This window comes from Pseudaeromonas pectinilytica (assembly GCF_054780855.1).
The window spans coordinates 15055-34921 of the sequence record NZ_BAAGVN010000357.1 but is presented as its reverse complement, the minus strand read 5'-3'; the positions used below and the strand labels follow the sequence as shown (position 1 = coordinate 34921).

The window sequence follows — 19867 nt, the reverse complement described above, 5'->3', positions numbered from 1 at the left end:
TCCTTTCCTGCCTGCGCGACTTATTCCGCCACTAAAATATTCAGCTTGGTTGTTCTCTTGACCCAACAACCCTTGCCATCGGGAACAAATTCCTGAAGCTCTACGGCATCAGGCTTAATCGATGTGATCAAACCATGGTTCAAGCCCATGTATTGTCCCTGTGCGACACGATAAACCTCGCCTTCCTGCGAATTAATCAGGGCCCACAACTGACCATTGATACCCATAGTCCCCCGCATCGACAGATTATCCAGAGAAAATTGCTCCAGAGGCTCTTTCACCCGATTACCATCGGGTTGCAGGCAATCTTTCTTAGCCTCCTGGGTTGGCATTGCCAGTTCAGGTTGTGGCTCCGCGAATGGAGTTCTATCTGTTTCCGGCGAAAACTTCATCGCCTCAAAATTCTCGACAACCGGTAATGGTTCAATCGGCAGCGCAGGACGACTCTTGACTTGGGTCACGTAATCATGAAGTTCATCGCTACCGGTACAGGCCGCTAATAACAGGAGCATTAGACTGGAGAGAAATAAGCGATTCATTATTTACTCCCCCCATTTTCAGTCCCGGCTTTCTTGATCGGTTTCTCGTTATAGCGATAGGTCTTGGCTAACATACTCATCAAGAGGCCATGACCTTCTTTCTCCCGTACCGTGGTGAAGCTATCCAGGATAACAATGCGCGGTAATGCGGCAACATCCGATGTAAATTTACCTAGCTGATTGTACGAGCCGGATAATTCAATGCGCATCGGCAATTCGGTAGAAAACTCATGCTGAATTTCGGGTTCCCAGTTGATCCGCAGCAGTTTCAACCCATTATCCATGGCAATGAAGCTGATATCGTCCAACAAGCCGGCCACTTCGTTTTTATTCGGCAACTGGCGTAACTGCGCCTGAAGCAAGGCTTCCAACTCAATCATTTGCTGTTTATAGGCTTCAAGGTTACTGGCAAATCCAGCTTTGATCTCGAATTGAGCCTTCAGTTCCGTTTCTTTGCTACGGCTACTGTCGAGTGCCGTAATGGAGTCGGCGATGACATAGACATAACCACCAACACCAATCAACACGAACAGTATAATAACAAGCGCAATCTTAACCGGCTTTGGCCAAACCCCGACATTCTGAAAATCTAATTCATTCAACTCTTGCAGGTTCATTATTTCTTCTCCTGCGGATTGGGTTTGGTCAATAGGTCCTGATTCAGGACTTTAAACATCATGGAGAACTCGCTTAACGCCAGGGTCTTGTCACTGGAGACGAAAATCGAGCTAATACTGGTCTGGCCAAGCCAGCCACTCTTGTCAATCATGCGCATCATGTTAGCGACTCGGCTATGTGCCTCGGTTTTACCGACAACATCAACCTGTCCATTCTGCAACGCCAGCGAATCCAGGTAGACACCATTGGTTACCAGAGAAGGCAAATCGTTATACAGATGCACGGCTTGATTACGGCTTTGCTGCAGTTGATCAATTAACCGCATCCGCTCGATCAGATCGCTACGACGCTTTTTCAGTTTATTAATTTCACCAATTCGCGCATCCAACAGGGTGATTTCACTCTGCAGATACTGATTCCGCTGCTCCTGATTTTGCAAAGCTTGTTGAAATACAAAATCAACTAACAGAACCAGACTGATCGAAACAACAGCAGCCACACCCAAAATGGAAAGAAAAATACGCTTCTGACGCTGTTTGGAAGCCTCTCGCCAAGGCAATAAATTTATATTTGACATGGTACAAAGCTCCGCAATGCCAACCCGAGTGCTGTCATGTATTTGGCACCATGTTTGACAAATTCACTCCGATGCTTGGGACTGACACTGAAGGGATCCGGGTGTTTCACTTCAATCTGTAATTCCATTGCCAGCTGCTCGACCAAACCAGGGATCAGACTGCCGCCGCCAGAAAGAATCAACATATCGACTTCCCGATGACCAGATGAGCTGCAAAACAGTTGGATGTTGCGTCGGACTTGCTGTACCAGCAGGGTAATATAGGGTGCCAGCACATCCATATCGGCATCAGCTGGGAGACGACTCTGCACCTTGGTGCGTTCCGCCTCATCTTGAGGAAGATTATAAAAGGAGGCGATGGATTGAGTGAAGTTGTCACCACCAAAGCTCTGCAGACGCGAGTAGATAATTTCCCCATTGACCATGACGCCGAACGTCAAAGAAACGGCTCCAATATCGACCAAGGCACACACTGCCTGAGCCTTGTCACCGATCAGCTCCGGTAGCAATGCAACGATGGAACGCCCTAAAGCATGCAAACCGACGTCCACAACTTTGACCTGCAAACCGGAATCCTGCAGGGTTGTCACTCGACTGGTAATACTATCGGTACGAGCCGCACTGACCAGAACATCGTTTCGGGTAGGGTCGCTCAGATTCGGGCCCAACACCTCAAAATCCAGACTAATTTCATCCAGGGGAAACGGGATCAGCTGCTCGGCCTCCATTTCGATATGACTCTCAAGTTCTGACTCGGTCATCTTGTTATCAACCTGAGTCACCTTGGTAATCACATTCGAACCAGAAACTGCAGTCGCCGCGAATCGAAAACGATTGGGCAACAACTTGACCAGCTGTTTTACCGATTGGGAAATTTTTTCGACGTCCTGCATCTGGTAATCGACCAGACTGCCCTTGGGGGTCAGGACCTCAATGCAAGCATCGATTTGGAAACGGCCTGGTTTGCCAGAGATCACCACGGCTTTGATGGTCTGGCTACCAAAGTCAATCCCAATCATGGGAAACAGACTACCTTGATTTGTTAAACCAAACATAAATGCATCCGTGCGGTTAGGGGCAATAGAATAATATTTTGTGCGTCAATCCTATACAGAGCCAAGGCTCAACACTATAGGAGTGTAGCAACCAAAACGCTCGAATTTGAACTAGTTAACAAATATACTGCAGCGCAGTTCACGCGCTTCTCTCAAATGGATGAATCAACATGCTCAAATGGCTTAAACGCCTGTTTTGGCTCGGCCTGTTTTTCGCAGTCGTTGGTATAGCAGGTATTTCGGCTTTTTACTTCACACTAGAGAGCAGCCTGCCTGATGTAACAAGTCTACGCGAAGCCTCACTTGAAACGCCAATGCGGATTTACAGTGCAGATGATGCATTGATCGCAGAATACGGCGAAATGCGTAGAATTCCGCTCAAGATCAGCGAAATACCCCAACCATTGGTGGATGCATTTCTGGCCATCGAAGACTCCCGGTTCTATGAGCACCCCGGGATTGACCCGATCGGGATCATGCGCGCAGGCTTCGTCTGGTTAACGACCGGACAGATGCGCCAAGGCGCCAGCACCATCACCCAGCAGGTCGCCCGTAACTTCTTTTTGAGCCGAGAAAAGACTTTATTACGCAAGCTCAAAGAGGTATTCCTGGCCTGGCATATCGAGAAAGAGCTGAGTAAGGACGAGATACTGGAGCTGTATCTCAATAAAATCATGCTGGGCTATCGCGCCTTCGGGGTCGGGGCCGCGGCCCAAGTTTATTATGGCAAACGGGTGGATCAATTAACCCTCGGCGAAATGGCGGTGATCGCCGGTCTGCCCAAAGCCCCCTCGTTGCTGAATCCGATCCGCTCCCCACAGCGCGCCCAGGCGCGGCGCAATGTGGTGCTAATGCGGATGCTGGAGCTGGGTAAAATCACCCAGGAGCAATACGAAGCAGCCAAGAGCGAACCCATAGCCACCCGCTATCATGGCGCCGATATCATGCTCAATGCAGCCTATATCGGTGAAATGGCACGCAAGTACATGGTCGACAAATACGGGGACGATGCCTACACCAAAGGCTTCAACGTCTATACCACTGTCTCGGCCAAGCGCCAGAAGGCAGCGGATGATGCCGTATTCCAGGGGTTGCTCGACTACGATATCCGCCATGGCTACCGCGGGGCAGATAAGCGCCTGTGGCAAGCCCAGGAGCCCGCCTGGAGTAGTGACAAGATTTATGAATATCTGACCGACGTCCCCAGCAGCGATCCCTTTGAGCCCGCCGTGGTGACGCGGATCCGGGACAAGCAAGCCGATGTGGTGATCAAGGGCGGGCTTGAAGGCACGATCAATTGGGATGGCATGAAGTGGGCCCGTAGCTTTATCTCCGATGAGCGTCAGGGTGCGGCACCGCGTCGCGCCGCCGACATTTTGCATGTCGGTGATCAAATCTGGGTCTGGCCGGTAGACGATACCCAGCTGCGCCTGGTGCAAATCCCGGATGTGAATGCGGCCTTTGTCGCCCTGAATCCACAAAACGGCGCCATCGAAGCTCTGGTCGGCGGTTTCAGTTTTGAGCTGAGCAAGTTTAACCGGGTCGATCAGGCCAAACGGCAAGCCGGCTCGAATATCAAACCCTTTATCTATTCAGCAGCCTTCAATAGCGGCTTTACCCTCGCCTCTTTGGTCAATGATGCGCCGATCAATCAGTGGGATACCGGCAGTGGCTCAGTCTGGAGCCCGAAAAACTCACCGCCGGTTTACGATGGCCCCATTACCCTGCGAGAAGCCTTGGCTCGCTCCAAGAACGTGGTGTCTGTGCGCCTGCTGCGCAGTATCGGCATCGGCAAGTTGATGGAGCATTTGCGCCTGTTCGGTTTCGACGTCAAACCGGAACAACGCAACGAGGCGCTGGCACTGGGTGCCATCGAAGTGTCACCGCTGGAAATGGTCACCGGCTATGCCGCGATCGCCAATGGCGGTTTCAAAGTGACACCGTTCTTTATCTCGCGCATCGAGGATGCTCAAGGGCACCCGTTATTCGAAGCGACTCCGGCTAAAGCCTGCAGTGATTGTGATAACCAGGGGCCACTGGCAGCCCATAACACCAGCAGTGGTGCCGAAACCACGGCCAGCGTCCCCACCGAGAATGCGATCCCGGGGGCTCAAGTCGCTCCGCAGATCATCAGCCATGCCAACGCCTTTTTGGTCTCCGAAGCCCTGCATAGCGCTATCTTCGGTGGCAAGGATCGCGGTATGAATGCCGGGTGGATGGGAACCGGTTGGCGCGCCGCGAAGGCGCTGGGTCGCCATGACATTGCCGGGAAAACCGGGACTACCAACGAAGCGAAGGATGCCTGGTTTTCAGGTTTCAACAGCCAGTTAGTAGCAACAGCCTGGGTGGGCTTTGATGACCACCGCCGCAAGCTGGGCCGCTCCATTGCCGGTAATGAATATGGCGCCAGCGCTGCACAACCGATCTGGATTGATTTCATGAAGGTGGCTCTTGCCGGTATGCCCGAATCACCGATCCCCCAGCCAGCGGATGTGACCACGGTGCGGATCGACAACATCTCCGGCCTGATCAGCTCCCGGGAAGATGGCTCAAGTCGTAGCGAGTTCTTCCAGCGCGGTCAGGAGCCGACCCAATCCGACCCGGGGAATGCCACCCTGTTTGGTGAAGGCGAATCAGCAACACCAGGCACCAGTACCGAAGATATTTTCTAAACGCTTCACGCTCTATTCGCCGCTAACATCAGGTCCCGGATCTTCCATGTCAGAAGAGACGGGACCTGATACCATCAATGCCCATTCCGTCTCTCAACCAAGCTTGGTCCGAGCTTTTTATTCGCCTGAAGTCCCCATTACCAGTGTTCCTATAGCCAAAGTTCCCATCGCCAGCTTGCCTGATGCACCGCATTAGGGCACCATATGAGCCATATTTATCTGCGCCAGTTTCGATGACCTTTGCCCGGCATCAGGCTTGGTCACGATGCCCATCGCTTCTTCTTGTTGCAGTGAAACTTCCTATCATGACGTTATCGAAATCGATGAAATGGCTCTGTGCGGGCTTGCTCGGTATCTCGCTTCTGGGTGTGGCTGGCGTAGTGGCGCTGCGCTATCAGGCCAGCACCCTCGGCAGTCAATCGTCACCGACATTCGCCAATACGTTAGTCCCTATCGATTTTCGTCACCCCGATGCCCTGATCCTCAGTGAACAGTTATCCCGGCTGCCCCAGGACCTGCTAAAGATCCCCTTGCTCAAAGCCACGCTCACCGAAGAGTTCGCCTTTTACTATGAGGAGCAGGAGGGTCGACTCTCCCTGATGGGCACCCTGCGTCGCCTCGCCTATGAGCATGATTTGCGCCTCAGCGACACCCTGATCCAGCAAGTTCTCGATTCCCCCGCCGAGCTGGCGCTGTGGCGTGGGTCCGACGGCAAACTCAATCACTGGATGTTGTCCCTGGAACAAAACCTGGTCACCCGCGCGCTCCAGGGATTAGCCAAGATCGCCCTGCACGACTCCCAGCTGAGCCAAATCGGCGAACTGCAGGTGGATGGTGAAACCGAGCCGCTATTGCAGTTGGCCTACGGCTATCAACGTCATCTGGTGCTGGCATCTCACGGCTCGCGTCTGGTGATCCTCTCGGATGCCGGTATGCTGCTGGGCTACGACAAACCGGCGACCTCCGACGCCGCGACGGCTGAGAATGAGCCCACTGAATATCAAGAGCCCAAGTTACTGGACTCCCAACTGGCGTTTCTGGCTTCAGCCCTGAGCACAAGCCAGCAACAACCCTCGGCGGCGCGTCAGGAGTTGCTGCTGCCCGAGCCGACCAAGGGCCACAGTCTGATCCTGAGTACCCATTTTCTCTCCTTCGGCTATCAGCGCTTCTTCCCCTCCCTGCAAGCCCTGCGATTTGACTTCGATGGTCAACACTGGAACAGCCAGCTGCTGGCCGATGAGAGTTTGCAGCCCTGGGGCTGGGATAACCAGCTACTCTGGCAAGCCGCGCCCACGGCACCGGCTCTCTGTCAGAGCCTGCCGCTGGATTGGTCCGCAGCCGGAAAATTGGCACAACAGCTCAACCCGGAGGATGGGGCACTGTCCGCTGCATTCACCCGGTTACAGGCACCGGTTGCCGTGTGCTGGTATGACAAGTCCCGGCTCAGTACCCCACTCTTTATCGCCCGATTCAGCGATGCAGCCAGTGCCGACAAATTCGCGGCGCCATTAGGGGCGCTGTTTAACCGGGTCATAGGGGCTTATGAGTACGTGCGCGGCGAGCGCTTCCCGGTGGAGGAAGAGGATACCGAGCAGGCTCACTACTGGAGCCGGGTCGTCAGCGCCCGTTATGGCAGCCAGTTGGCCGCCAAAGAGCCGTTTAAGGATGAGCTCTCGGCCGCGCGTTATTTCCCGGTGAAGCTGGCGGTTGCTGACGAGTATCTGTTCTTTTCCCCGGATGGCTCCCTGGTCGAGCAGGCCGTGGCCGTACGGCAGAAACAATATCCTGCTTTAGCCGATGGCATGAAGGATGCCAATCTGGTCGTGGCGCGCATCACGCCTGCGGCGCTGGCCGGCCTGCTGGAGCGCGAGATGTACGCCAGTCTGCCAGGGCAGCTGGAGCCCTTGTTCCGTAACGCCGCCAAGCACTATCTGGCACCTCGACTGAAAACTCTGGCGGGGTATCCGCCGCTGACCATCCGGCGTCCCGATTCCTTGCTGAGCCTGAAAACCGGCCGTCAGTGGCAGCCGCTGGATTGGCAGTTCGACACGCCATGATCTGGAGGGGGTTGCTACTGAGCCTGATGTTGATGCAGGGCTCTGTGTCCGCGCTGGAGGGACTGGCAAACGAACCCCTCCCCGGCCAACTGGATGCCCGGCAGTCCCAATATTTTCGTGCCTGGTTTACCCGCATCGTCGATGAGCAGGTGCGACGCCCCTCCCCGCGCTGGGTGCATCGGGATTGTGCCGGGCTCATTCGCTATGCCGCAGCCGAGGCATTGGCAGAACATGATGAAAAATGGCTGCGCGCCAACGGACTGACACCTCAGGGCCTACCCCCGCCCCTGGAGCTGAGTCCGGAGCAGCAGAATTTGCGTTTCAACTGGCGGGATATCGACGGCCAGAACAAGGCGTTTGTCACGGCATTGGCGCTGATCCAGGGCAATAGCCAATTTGTCGGTAAAGAGATCAATCAGGCCCAACCCGGCGATCTGCTGTTCTTTGATCAAGGGGATGAACAACACCTGATGGTCTGGATGGGGCAATACATTGCCTATCACACAGGTACGGTCACGCCGCGCGACAATGGTTTGCGTGCGGTAACGGTTCAACAGCTTATTCAATGGAAGGACACCCGGTGGCAACCCATTGGCAACAACCCAAATTTTATCGGATTCTATCGTCTGGGCTTCTTATCGCCCTAGCCGGTCTGTTGAACACGACGCTCGCCCAGGCTGACGAGAGCAACCCCACGCCGGATGAGCAGCGCGAGCAACTGGCGCAGAGTGCCAGTACGCTCCAGCCCATACCCGGGAGTGATTACAGCCCGTTGCAGGGATCGACCTTCTATCTGTTGAGCGATACCAGTTATGGCAGCGATGAGCAGGCCCTGGTGCGGCTCGAAGCCAATGCCCGCGAGCAATATTATCTGGAGCAATATGGCGGCGCCGATGTCCGGCTCTACCGGATCCCGGAACCCCTGGCGTTCCTGAAAAAACAGGGCAACTTGCACCGAGTCAAGGTACAGGCCCACTACCGCGGTGAAGGGGCAGCCAACACCTTGAGTTATCTCTGGGACTCCTGGTACAAGAGCAGTCGCCGCTCCTGGCAACGGCTGCTGTCGGCCGACAGCCGTCTGATTGCGACCGGGATCGCGCCCGAATTCAGCACCAGTGCCAACATCGACAAGCCGACCCGCTACGAGAACCCGCAGCAGTTCGTACCGATCCCGGGCCTGCCGCTGCTGGAACAATTTCGTTATCCGCTGTGGCAAGCCAAGGGCATAGAGCCGCCCAAGGGCGTCAAACTCGAGGGCAGCAGCAGCGAATTTATTGCCCCTAAACCTGGCAATGTGATGATACCGCTCGGCAAACAAAAGCCGGGGTTATATCTGGTGGAAGCCATGATCGGCTCGCACCGTGCCACCACATTGCTGTTTGTTTCCAACAGCATTCTGGTGACGAAAAATGCCGGCCACCAGTTACTCGCCTGGAGCGTCAATCGCCACAGCGGCGCGCCCATGCCCGGTAGCCAGCTGACCTGGAGTGACGGCACCGGCATCTTGCAAAGCCAGACCAGCGATGCCCAGGGGGTCGGTCTGTTTGATCACGTCAGCCCGGAGCATAGCTATCTGCTGGCCCAGGACGCAGAAGGCGGCCTGACCATTGCCGAGAACTTTTACTACGACAGCGAAATCTACAATACCAAGCTCTACGCCGTGACCGATCGCCCCCTGTATCGACCCGGGGATCAGGTCAATATGAAATTTATCGCCCGCCATTTCACTAATGCCCGCGATTCAGAATCGGTGGCCGATGGCAGCTTAGGAGTCGAGATCCTGGATCCCTCCGGCATGAGCCTGTTGCAACAGCAGACGCCCTGGCAAGCCCGTCAAGGCGCCGATTTGGCTTTCACCCTGCAGCAAGAAGCGCAACCCGGTGGTTATGAAATCCGCATGACCCTGGGTGCGGATCGCTACGCCGCCGCTTTCCGGGTCGCCGAATACGTCAAACCCCATTTTGATATCCAGCTGCAGTTTGACGATAAGAGCCACAAGACCGGAGAAGCCATCAAGGGCCACATCCAGTTGCGCTATCCCAACGGCGATCCGGTCGCCAATGCCGCCGTCAGCCTGAGTCTGCGCGCTCAGCAATTGAATATGCTGGAAGGCGAGTTGCAGTATGCCGGTCAATTCCCGGTCAAACTGCAGCAGCAAGAACTCAAGAGTGATAGCGAGGGGAACGTGGCGCTGGAACTGCCTGCCGCCAAAGAGCCCAGCCGCTATATTCTGACCCTGCTGGCCAATGATGCGGCCGCCTGGCGGGTGAAGAGTACCCGCGAGATCCTGATCGAGCGAGGCGCAACGCCGTACCGGTTGGAGGCGAGCAGCCAGTTCAGTCAACCGGGCGATTCAGTCAGCTTTGATTGGCAGCCGGTCGCTACTGCTGCCGTGTCGCCCGATCCCGCATCAGCACCGGTCAGCTATGAGCTGATCCGCCTGGAAGATAGAAATCGCCAACAGGGAGTGCTGACCGCGGGCAGCAACAGCCTGGATCTGCCATTTACCGAATCCGGCTCCTATACCCTCAACCTGCGCGATGGTGCCGGCAATCTACTAGCCGCCACCAACCACTGGGTATCCGGTGACGGCTTGAAGGCGGCTCCCGGGGTCATCGAAGTGCGCTTTGACCAGCAGCGCTATCAGGCCGGTGATACGGCGCAAGCGCTGATCACCTTCCCGGAGGCGGTCACCGAAGCCTTGCTGACCCTGGAGCGCGACAAGATCGAGCTGCACGCCCTGCTCACCCGCGGCGGCAGCTGGTTCAGTGCCAAAGCCATCACCGACCGGCAATGGCAGGTCAGCATTCCGGTCACCGAAACATTGGCGCCGAATGTCACCTTTTCTGTGCTGTACGCCAAGCAGGGAGAATACTGGTTCCGCAACGCCGGGTTACTGGTTGCCCAGCCCAAGGTCGAGTTGCAGATCCACAGCGACAAGCCGAGCTATCGCCCCGGCGAACGAGTAGAGCTGGATCTGGACAGCCAGGTGGCGGGTCAACCGGCCGCCGCCCAGCTGGTGGTGAGCGTGGTAGACGAGATGGTCTACCTGCTGCAACCTGAGCTGGCGCCGGATATTCACGACTTTTTCTACCACCCGCGCCGCAACAATGTGCGCACCACCTCCAGCCTCAACTTCATCACCTATGACATGTCGTTGCCCTATGAAGGCAAGGCCAGCGGTGAGCGTCGCTTCAACGAACGCGGCGTCAAGGTGCTGGAGCGGCCCCGCCGCGAGGACAAAGACACGGCGCTGTGGGCACCGAATGTCCAGACCGACGCCAACGGCAAGGCCCACCTGAGCTTTATCATGCCCGACTCCCTGAGTCGCTGGCGCGTCACGGTGCGCGCCGTCACCCCGCAGGGTGTGGTGGGACAGACGCAGGATTATGTGCGCTCCGAACTGCCGTTCTATCTCAAGTGGACCGGGCCGACCCAATTCCGGCAGGGGGATGAACCGAGCGTCGAACTGGTGGCCTTCAACAACCAAGCCGAAGCAACTTCTGCCGAGGTCACACTCAGCGGCGGCAGCGAGCCGCAGAGCCAACCCACGACCCTGGCACCTGGAGCCAATTACCTGTTGTTCCCGCTCCAAGGGGTGCAAAGCAGCACCCTGAACAGCCAGCTAAGTATCCAGAAACAGCCGGTGGATACCCTGCAGACCACTCTGAGCGTCCGCCCTCTGGCGTGGCCGGCACCGCAACAGCAACAGCTTGGCTGGCAACCCAAGCTGCCGTTGACGCTACCTGAGGATGCCGTCGATCTGCGTCTGAGCCTGCAATCGGCCGGAGATGGCGCCCTGCGTCGGGTGCTGGATGATCTGATCACCTATCCCTATGGCTGCCTGGAGCAGACCGCCAGCCGCCTGATCCCGCTGGCCATCGCCTATCGCTTGACCGATGAAGCCGCGCTGCGGGATCAGCTGCGCAGCGCGCTGCTCACCCACAGAGTCCGCCTGATCCAGATGGCAAACATGGACGGTAGCTTCGGCTGGTGGGGCGATCAGACCCAGGGCACGACTCTGCTCAGTAGTTATGCCTACTTCGCCGACTGGTTCACCACCCAGGCGATGGGGCTGACACTCCCCGCCGGTCAAGGGGATGCCCTGCTGGCCATCTATCAGCAAAAGGCCGCCCAGGAGCCGGTACTGCATCGGCAATTGGCGTTGTGGTGGATGGCGCAGATGGGACTGCCCGTTGATACCCTGCAACAGGGCGTCGACGAGGCTCTGCTGGCCCAACTCCAGCAACACCCGGCGCCGCAGATCCCAGCACCACAGCTCCCTGAGTCAACCTCGGCAGCCGCTGCGACCCAAGAGTCCGTCGCATCAACCCCGTCGGCCAGTCAGCCGACCGATGCGGCGCAGACTAAAACGGCGCAGGCAGCAAACGTCTCCAGCGCACAGCCTACAGCCGTCTCGGCAGCAACGGCGGCGATGATAGCCAAGCCCGACACCAGCGCTGATACCGGAATAGGCAGCAGCACAGCTACTGCATCCCAGCTGACCAGCTGGAGTCAGGATGGCGTCATCATGAGCCAACCCGACAGCGATACCGGGCTCGCCCTGGCGCTGCTGCTGAATCAACAACTGCATCAGCAGCGCAGCACCCCGTTGCCCGCACCTCTGGCCTCCCGAGTCAAAGCCTGGCAACCCTGGATCCTGGCCAGCCCGGATCCGCTGCTGCAACTGCTGCGCCACGGTAAAGCGGCTGCAGCGCTCTCCGCTAGCGAGCTGGACTCACTGCTGGCCCGCGTTACCCCGCAAAGCCCGACGCTGGAGCGCGCCCTGCTGTTGAGCCTGCTGCAATCCCGGTTGACGGCCACGCCGAGCGCGGCCCCCTCGGTCACGCTCGATGGCCCCTGGCTGGCGCGACGCCTGCCCAGTGGCGCTACGGAATGGCAATGGCAAGGTCAGGGTCTGCCGAGACACCTCAGCTTCCAGGGCCAGCCTGCCGCCGGCACTCAGCTGCTGGTGCGCTATGAAAGTGGTGAACAACAAGCAGCGAGCTTGCCGATAGAGCTGCAGCGCACCCTCTATCGACTGGATCCGTTGAGCGATGGCACCGGCTTTACCGCGGTGGCCCTGGCGCCGGATGAGACGCTGCAGAGTAACGCTCTGTATGTGGATGAAGTGATACTGACGCCCAAGGAGAATGACCACTACCGCTACGGCATGCTGGAAGTTGCCCTGCCGCCAGGGGCCGATGTCGAACCCTCGACCTGGGGCATCCAGATCGCCGGGCTCGATGGCAACCAGACGCCGGTGAGTTTCAGTCGTGCCCAGTTTGAGGCTGGATCCCTCTCCTACCGGGTGCCAGTCCCCGAGCTCAACGCGCCACTCACAGTCCGGCAACTGCTGCGCTTTGCCGAACGCGGTCGCTTTAACTTGCCCGCCAGCCGCTACTTCTCCATGTATCAGCCGGCAAACAAAGCCCTGACCGATGCCGGCAAGCCTGTGCAGTGGCGAGTGGAGTAATCCATGCGCGCCCCCGGCCTGTTGCTGCTTGTCGCCACTCTGCTTCTGAGCCCGCCGCTGTGGGCCCAGAGCCTCGGCGATGAGCAAGAGCGCAGCAGCGACGGGCAAGAGAGCAGCGGCAACGCACAAGAGAGCTGGCCGGATCGTCTGGCGTTGGGAGGCGACGAATCCCGGGTATGGCAGTTGGATACCACTGCCGGAGCGCAGGCTCTGGATGACCGTTTGCATACGCCGCTGGGCAGTATCTGGAAGCTGTTTGTCTACAGTTATCTGCTCGCTACCGCCCAGCCCGAGCAGCCCTTGCGCTGTGAGGGGCGCCAGCCGCAGCAGGAGAGCTATTGTTGCGATCCCGGCGAGAGCATCAACCGGGAGCAGGCACTGATCCGCTCCTGTGGTCTCTACTTTGCGCCGCAACGCTTGGGGCTCCAGGCCGACACCTGGCGCGACTACTGGCAAAGCCGTCAGGCCCCGAGTTGGCTCAGAGACCTGACGCAATTGAACGAAGCGCAATCCGTTTCCGTTCGTTCGCTGTTGCACGCGCTGGCGCTGATCCCGGATCGGGTGCAGGCACAAACTCGCACCACTCTCGGCGCTATCATGTTGCAGGGGCGCGGCAAGGGCGGTGTGGGCGCGCTCGGCATGCTGGTGCGGGCCAAGACCTTCACCCTGCCCACGACGACCTGGGGAACGCTAGGCGGTGGCGCAGGTTGGAGCGACAACGGCACCCCGTTATGGTTTTCAGGCTTGGGCAGCAGCCCCCAGGTGATTCAACGACTGGCGCCCCGGATGGCCGACATACTGCTGCAGCAACCGGCACTTACCGTCCTCAACCCTGCCGTCCGCAGTACTTCGATCGGCAGCTGCGTGCGGGTGCGTTATTTTGCCCGCTATCCGCTGGCCCGAGTGCTGGATGCCGCCGGCCAGGACGCGCAGCCCGGCGCCTTGCAAGGCCTGTTCACTCTGCACTTCCAGAATGGTCAGCAGCTAAGTTGGCAAGCCGAGCCCGGAGCCTTCTGGCTAGAGCAGGCGACGGGACAAAACCCCGAGATCCAGGGGCGATTCAGTGAAGCCGATTATGTGGCGCGAGTCATAGACCGCGAAGGGGATACTCACTATCCCCAGGCCAGCCGGGCGCTGGCCGTCGCCGCCCGCAGTTATCTGCATCAACAAGCCCGCCATCAGGGGGATTGTCTGCAACTGGACGATAGCTCGCGTTTTCAGCGCGTCTCCCCCCATGCTCCTACAGCCGCAGCTATCGCTGCAGCGCGCACCACCGAGGATCTGCAGCTGCAAGGCATCGAGGTGCAATATCATAGTCACACCGCCAAGCCGAACCGGATGAGCTGGCAGCAGGCGGTGGCCGACGAACAGGCCGGTCTGGATTTTGTGCAGATCCTGGCGCGCGCCTATCCAGCCGCCACCCTGCAGCTGAGCCAAGATAGCGGCACCAGCGACTGCCAACCCCTGGTGGAGGCCCAGAGCTGGCTCCAGCATCAGACGCCCCGCTGGCGCAGCCGACTGCAAGACGAACCCGGTTTTGAAGCCCCGCCCCAGCCGGTGGGCATTTGCTTGCTGCGGCAGGGCCGTCCCTATGCCGACAAGCAGGCACGGCGAATTTTTGTCCGCCCCAATCCATCACTGGATGGGCGCATCGCGCTCACCCACGAATATTTGCATCTGGCCTTTGCCCATCACCCGCTCGGTGAGGATGAGGCCTATATTGAGGACCTGGCGCGACGCCTGGTAAGAGGTGAACCATGATTCCATCCACGCGAGCCCTGTTGCTCCTGCTGACCACGCTACCGCTGGCACTGGATGCCGCGGAAACCATAGAGCTGGCCAACCCGACCGGTGGTTGGCGGGCGGGAGTCGCCGAGCCTGACCACTACCTGCAAGAGGTGCACTATCCGGCCAACTCGGTCTCGGCACCGCTGGATCAGGGCAAAGAGAGTCTGATCCGCGGCCAGATCAACGATCGCCCCAAGGATGCCAAGGCTCCCTATACGCTGGTGGTCAATGGCATCGCCATGCCGCAACGGGTCGAAGCGGATGGCAGCTTTGCCCGCTCCTATTCGTTTGCCGCCGGCAGCAACAGCGTGGAACTCCGCAGCCCGGATGGCAAGGCCAGCAAGCGGGTGCAGTTTTATGATACCCAGAGCGGTCAGGTGCACCCCAAGTTGCGCATCTTGCTGGCGTGGGATACCGACAATACCGATCTGGACTTGCACGTGGTCACCCCGGATGGCGAGCACGTCTTCTACGGCAATCGGGTGTTGGATAACGGCGGCGCGCTGGATGTGGATGTGACCACCGGCTATGGACCGGAGATCTTCTCCTCGGCGGCACCGCAACCGGGCACCTATCTGGTCTACGTCAACTACTATGGAAGTGGCGAGGATGAATCCAGTCTGACCACGGCCCAGGTCAGTGTGGTCACCGATGAGGGTGAAGCCAACGAGCAGCAGCAGAGTTTTCGCATTCCGTTACGCAAGGCGGGTGAGCTGACGCTGGTCAAGCACTTTGTCCTGCCCTGAACCGGCCAAAGCCCTCAGAATGCTACGGGTATAACTCTCGAGCATACGGAGAAAATGACTGAATTATCAGTCTTGCGCAAAAAGATATTCTGACTAGAATGCTGAAAACCGGGGGCCTCAACAACCTCCGGTTTTTTTGTGCCCGCAAACGCTGCGGCTTAGAAAAGGATCACCATTATGCGTATCGAAGAAGACTTGAAACTCGGCTTTAAGGATGTGCTGTTTCGGCCCAAGCGCTCCACTCTGAATAGTCGTTCTCAAGTAAAATTGGAGCGGGAATTCACGTTCCGTCACGCCCAGTGCCAATGGAGCGGCGTGCCGATTATCGCCGCCAATATGGATACCGTCGGTACCTTTGCCATGGCCCGCGCCCTGGCCGGTTTCGAGATGATGACCGCCATCCATAAACACTACAGCATCAACGAGTGGCAAGAGTTTGTTGCCCGGCAAGATGAAACCGTACTGCGCCATGTCATGGTCTCGACCGGTACCTCACCTAGTGACTACGAGAAGGTCAAGACCATACTCGCCCTCTCCCCGCAGCTGCGTTTCATCTGCGTCGATGTGGCCAATGGCTATGCCGAGCACTTCGTCGATTTCGTGAAAAAGATGCGTGATACCTTTCCTGGGCATGTGATTTGTGCGGGCAACGTGGTGACCGGCGAGATGGTCGAAGAGTTGATCCTCTCCGGCGCCGATCTGATCAAGGTCGGCATAGGCCCAGGCTCGGTGTGCACTACCCGGGTCAAGACCGGGGTGGGTTACCCGCAGCTGTCGGCCATTATCGAATGCGCTGATGCGGCCCATGGTCTGGGCGGTCAAATCGTCGGCGATGGCGGTTGTGCCTGCCCGGGTGATGTGGCCAAAGCCTTCGGCGGCGGTGCTGACTTTGTCATGCTCGGCGGCATGCTGGCAGCCCATGATGAGAGTGGTGGCACCCTCATCGAGCGGGATGGTCGTCGCTTCATGCAGTTTTACGGCATGAGCTCGGCATCCGCCATGGGCAAACATGCCGGTGGTGTGGCCGAATATCGCGCCTCGGAAGGTAAAACCGTGGAGCTGCCATTCCGTGGTCCGGTCGATGCCACGGTGCGGGATATCCTGGGTGGCGTGCGCTCGACCTGTACCTATGTCGGCGCGGCGACCCTCAAGGAGCTGACCAAACGCACCACCTTTATCCGGGTGCGGGAGCAGGAAAACAACGTCTACGGCAAAGAGTAGCGATCCCCACGCAAACGGCCGACGCAAAGCAAACCATAGATGCAAAAAAAGGGAGGCCCCAGGCCTCCCTCGATGACAGACACACAACCTGAACCTAGGTTCAGACATGGATGTCAATATTGCTGCCAATCGACCCGGATGCAGATTTTGCCGGAGTCGCAGACGGTGCTGTTTGGGCAACCTCCTGCACCAACTCCAACGCAGCCTGCCCCTGAGCTTTTTGCTGGCGATTGGCCATTACGGCCGCCAACAGTTCATGGCTGACATTACCACTTGGCGCTGAAACACTCATAGTGACACCTCCTGTCCATCCCCTGTATCGGCTGGCCCGGCGCTAAGTTTAGCGCTCAATCACACTCTGCCTCTATTCCACAGATGGTTGCTGCGAGCGCCAGCGGCGTTGGAGTGCGGGGGCGTAGCGCCACAGGGCGTAGCCGGCGGCAAGCAGCAGGGCGTAGAGCGCCTGTTCGGCCAGGGCCAGCAACACCAGGCCGCACAGCAGGCAACTGATCGCCGCCAGCAGCCGTCCGGTGGCCGGCAACAGTCGCCATCCGGCCGCCATACACAACAGGTAGACCAGAATGAAGTTGCCGTTGGCGTAGCGGATCAGCTGATCCAGCGGCAGATGCCAGACCCGGGTCCCCCCGGTCGCCAGCACGCACACCAGCAAGATGCACAGCAAAGCGCGCACCGGCGTGCCGCGGGAGGAGAGGCGCGCCAGGGGGCGCGGTAACTTGCCCTCGTCGGCCAGACTCCAGATCAGTCGGGCAAAACCCTGCAGGTAGATGTTGATGCTGGCAAAACAGGAGAGATAGCCCAGGATCGCCGCCAGCCATTTAGCCGAGGGGCCCAGCAGTTGCGCCAGCAACATGGGAATGGCACTGCCATTGGTGGCCTCATCGCCATAGAGACCGAACTTCACCACCGCCACCGAGTTGGCCCAGTAGATGGCCCCGGCCAGCAGCACACCGCACAGCAGCGCCAGCGGGTAATCCCGCCGCGGATTGCGAAACTCCTCCCCCATATGGGCGAAAGCCTCCAGCCCGACAAAACACCAGAACATCACCGCCATGGCGCTGCCCAGTGCCGGCAAGCCCGCCAGCTGGGGTAACTGCTGCAGGCCATCGTGCCAACTTAAATCTCCCAGCCACCAAATCAGCCCCGTCATGACGACGATGGCCCCCGCAATCAGCAACTGCAAACTGCCGGACGAACCCGCGCCGCGCAGACCGAGCAGCAACACGCCGCACAGGGTCAGCAACTGCACCGCCCACAGACTCCAATCGTTCATCGCAAACAGCGCATGCCAGAAACCGGCCGCCATATTCAGCGCCGCCGGCAAGCCAACCGGCAACACCGCCAAAAACAGAAATGCCGAGAAGCGTTCGGCCCCCGGACCAAAGGCCAGGCCAATCAGGTGGGGGGCGCCTCCGGCATGGGGGTAGCGGCGTCCGAGACGGGCGAAGGTAAAGGCAATCGGCAGCACCAGCGCGATCAGCAGCAGCCAGATCCACACCGAGGACGGGCCCGCCAGTGCCGCCGAGGTGGCCGGTACCACGAAAATCCCCGTTCCCAGCAATGAGGTGGCCAGCAAGCCAATTCCCTGCCACAACCCTAACTCCTTCTTTAATCTCGGCATATCCATAGTCCGTTAACCTTACTTTCTGCTATGTTAACGCCGCCAGCTTGCCCTGTAACGGCGCAAATTGGCGGCGATGACGGTCAAAGTGACGGTTTTGGCCGTCATAGTGAGCGCGCAGCGCGGCAGGCTTAGACCCAGGAGTGTGGTTGTTGGATAAGTACGATCAGAAGATCATGGCCCTGCTGCAGGATGATGGGCGCATGAGCATCAGCCAGTTGGCGCGGGAGGTCAGCCTCTCCCGCTCCGCCGTGACCGAGCGCCTGAAACGGCTCGAAGAGCAGCATATCATTAGCGGCTATCACGCCCGGCTCGGCACAGCGCAGCAACCGCCGATCCGCGCCTATTTCGAGCTGTTTTACCAGGTGGCGCGTTGTGAGCAATATGCCGAACAGTTACGGCTGCTGCCGGAAGTACAGTTGTGTCACAGCATCAGTGGTCAGACCGATATGCTGGTCTATGTCGAAGTGGCGGACATGGCGCGGCTGGAATCCTTGCGCCGCGAGATAGAAAACCTGCCGAATATCACCATGGTCAAAACCCATATGGTGCTCAGTGAGCTGATTAACCGCAAATTCTAGGAAGGTCCTGCGCCATACGGTTGCTCCAGGCTGGATTATACTTGCAAGCATCCCCCTGGCGGGCTCAGCGCAGACCCGAACCCTCTCCTCATGCGGAGTAAGCCCCGATGAAGCTGTTACAGTCCTGGATCTGGATATGCCTGTTAAGCTCGGGGCTCGCACACGCCGAGACGTTGAGTGCCGGCACGGCGCCGTGGCGACCGTTCGCGTTTTACGACGAGCAGCACCAACTCCAGGGTATTGCGGTAGATATTGCTCGGGAATTGGCTCAACGAACCCAGAACCAACTCCAACTCGAACTCTATCCGGCCAAACGGCTGAATCAGTTATTCGATACCGGGCAACTGGATATCAACATCGCCGACTCGCCGCAGTGGAATCCGCAACCGACACCGACGTCGATCCGCTTTACTCGGCGCTATATGGAAATCCGTGAGTATCTCTACTTTGCCCGTGATCATGGGATCAAGGCTCAGCGTGTCGATGAACTCAAGGATCTGGATATTGGCCTGATCCTGGGGTATGCCTATCCCAAGCTGGAGCCGCTGTTTGTCTCCGGTCAATTGCGCAAACATGAATATGCCGATGAAGAGACACTGCTCAAACTGCTGCAACGCCACCGTCTGGATGCCATTGTGATGGACGACGTGCTGTTCAACCATCTGGTGCAACTAAATCCCCAGCGAGCTCATCATTATCAGCAAGGGCTGAAGTTGAGCACGGCCCCCGTGGCCCTGAAACTGCACAGCAGCGATGACCAACTGACGCAGCAATTGGACGCGGCTCTGCTGCAGATGGAGCAGGAACAGGTCATTGACCAGATCATTCAACGCTACATAGGCCCCGACTCCACCGCAGGATCGCGCTAACCCAGCCGCGGCCACACCCGAGGATAAAA

15 protein-coding genes are annotated in these 19867 nt (G+C 58.2%); 9 read left to right on the top strand and 6 right to left on the bottom strand.

All coding sequences use genetic code 11. The features are described 5' to 3' along the window. Nucleotides 1-20 precede the first annotated feature (20 nt). Genes ACYVG7_RS19180 through pilM form a run of 4 tightly spaced genes read right to left on the bottom strand, consistent with a single transcriptional unit; the run spans nucleotide 21 to nucleotide 2789 of the window. On the bottom strand, nucleotides 21-539 hold the full coding sequence (locus tag ACYVG7_RS19180; protein WP_460884705.1) for a pilus assembly protein PilP: 519 nt from the start codon (nucleotides 537-539) through the stop codon (nucleotides 21-23). After that, on the bottom strand, nucleotides 539-1156 hold the full coding sequence (locus tag ACYVG7_RS19175; RefSeq protein WP_460884704.1) for a type IV pilus inner membrane component PilO: 618 nt from the start codon (nucleotides 1154-1156) through the stop codon (nucleotides 539-541). The genes ACYVG7_RS19180 and ACYVG7_RS19175 overlap by 1 nt, the downstream gene beginning before the upstream one ends. Further along, a complete protein-coding gene (locus ACYVG7_RS19170) occupies nucleotides 1156-1734 on the bottom strand; it encodes a PilN domain-containing protein (protein WP_460884703.1) in 579 nt (192 codons plus the stop codon). The genes ACYVG7_RS19175 and ACYVG7_RS19170 overlap by 1 nt, the downstream gene beginning before the upstream one ends. Further along, nucleotides 1722-2789: a type IV pilus assembly protein PilM gene (gene pilM, locus ACYVG7_RS19165; protein ID WP_460884702.1), complete on the bottom strand. Its 1068-nt coding sequence runs from the start codon at nucleotides 2787-2789 to the stop codon at nucleotides 1722-1724. Before pilM ends, ACYVG7_RS19170 begins: the two co-directional genes overlap by 13 nt. A gap of 170 nt (nucleotides 2790-2959) precedes the next feature. On the opposite strand from pilM, the gene ACYVG7_RS19160 reads away from it, so the two are divergent. The 7 genes from ACYVG7_RS19160 (at nucleotide 2960) to ACYVG7_RS19130 (ending at nucleotide 16749) form a co-directional block, all read left to right on the top strand. Continuing rightward, nucleotides 2960-5461, top strand: a complete 2502-nt coding sequence (locus ACYVG7_RS19160) for a penicillin-binding protein 1A (protein WP_460884701.1) — start codon at nucleotides 2960-2962, stop codon at nucleotides 5459-5461. 305 nt (nucleotides 5462-5766) lie between these two features. Continuing rightward, nucleotides 5767-7518: a DUF2138 family protein gene (locus ACYVG7_RS19155; RefSeq protein ID WP_460884700.1), complete on the top strand. Its 1752-nt coding sequence runs from the start codon at nucleotides 5767-5769 to the stop codon at nucleotides 7516-7518. Between the two features lie 11 nt (nucleotides 7519-7529). Further along, nucleotides 7530-8165, top strand: a complete 636-nt coding sequence (locus ACYVG7_RS19150; protein WP_460884699.1) for a DUF1175 domain-containing protein — start codon at nucleotides 7530-7532, stop codon at nucleotides 8163-8165. A gap of 8 nt (nucleotides 8166-8173) precedes the next feature. Further along, the gene (locus ACYVG7_RS19145; protein ID WP_460884698.1) at nucleotides 8174-12994 is read left to right on the top strand and encodes an alpha-2-macroglobulin family protein; all 4821 of its coding nucleotides are present in this window, start codon (nucleotides 8174-8176) and stop codon (nucleotides 12992-12994) included. A 3-nt stretch (nucleotides 12995-12997) separates the two neighbouring features. After that, the gene (locus ACYVG7_RS19140) at nucleotides 12998-14755 is read left to right on the top strand and encodes a DUF2300 domain-containing protein (RefSeq protein ID WP_460884697.1); all 1758 of its coding nucleotides are present in this window, start codon (nucleotides 12998-13000) and stop codon (nucleotides 14753-14755) included. Continuing rightward, nucleotides 14752-15528, top strand: a complete 777-nt coding sequence (locus ACYVG7_RS19135) for a DUF2135 domain-containing protein (protein WP_460884696.1) — start codon at nucleotides 14752-14754, stop codon at nucleotides 15526-15528. Before ACYVG7_RS19140 ends, ACYVG7_RS19135 begins: the two co-directional genes overlap by 4 nt. A gap of 177 nt (nucleotides 15529-15705) precedes the next feature. Beyond that, on the top strand, nucleotides 15706-16749 hold the full coding sequence (locus ACYVG7_RS19130) for a GMP reductase (RefSeq protein ID WP_460884695.1): 1044 nt from the start codon (nucleotides 15706-15708) through the stop codon (nucleotides 16747-16749). 100 nt (nucleotides 16750-16849) lie between these two features. On the opposite strand, the gene ACYVG7_RS19125 is transcribed toward ACYVG7_RS19130, so the two are convergent. Then, the gene (locus ACYVG7_RS19125) at nucleotides 16850-17041 is read right to left on the bottom strand and encodes a hypothetical protein (protein WP_460884694.1); all 192 of its coding nucleotides are present in this window, start codon (nucleotides 17039-17041) and stop codon (nucleotides 16850-16852) included. Nucleotides 17042-17113: 72 nt separating this feature from the next. Continuing rightward, on the bottom strand, nucleotides 17114-18388 hold the full coding sequence (gene yjeH, locus ACYVG7_RS19120) for an L-methionine/branched-chain amino acid transporter (RefSeq protein ID WP_460884693.1): 1275 nt from the start codon (nucleotides 18386-18388) through the stop codon (nucleotides 17114-17116). A gap of 152 nt (nucleotides 18389-18540) precedes the next feature. Here yjeH and ACYVG7_RS19115 point away from each other — a divergent pair, with 152 nt between their 5' ends. Then, on the top strand, nucleotides 18541-18969 hold the full coding sequence (locus tag ACYVG7_RS19115; protein WP_460884692.1) for an Lrp/AsnC family transcriptional regulator: 429 nt from the start codon (nucleotides 18541-18543) through the stop codon (nucleotides 18967-18969). A gap of 107 nt (nucleotides 18970-19076) precedes the next feature. Then, nucleotides 19077-19838, top strand: coding sequence for a substrate-binding periplasmic protein (locus tag ACYVG7_RS19110; protein ID WP_460884691.1), 762 nt, complete (start codon nucleotides 19077-19079; stop codon nucleotides 19836-19838). The last annotated feature ends 29 nt before the right edge of the window (nucleotides 19839-19867 follow it).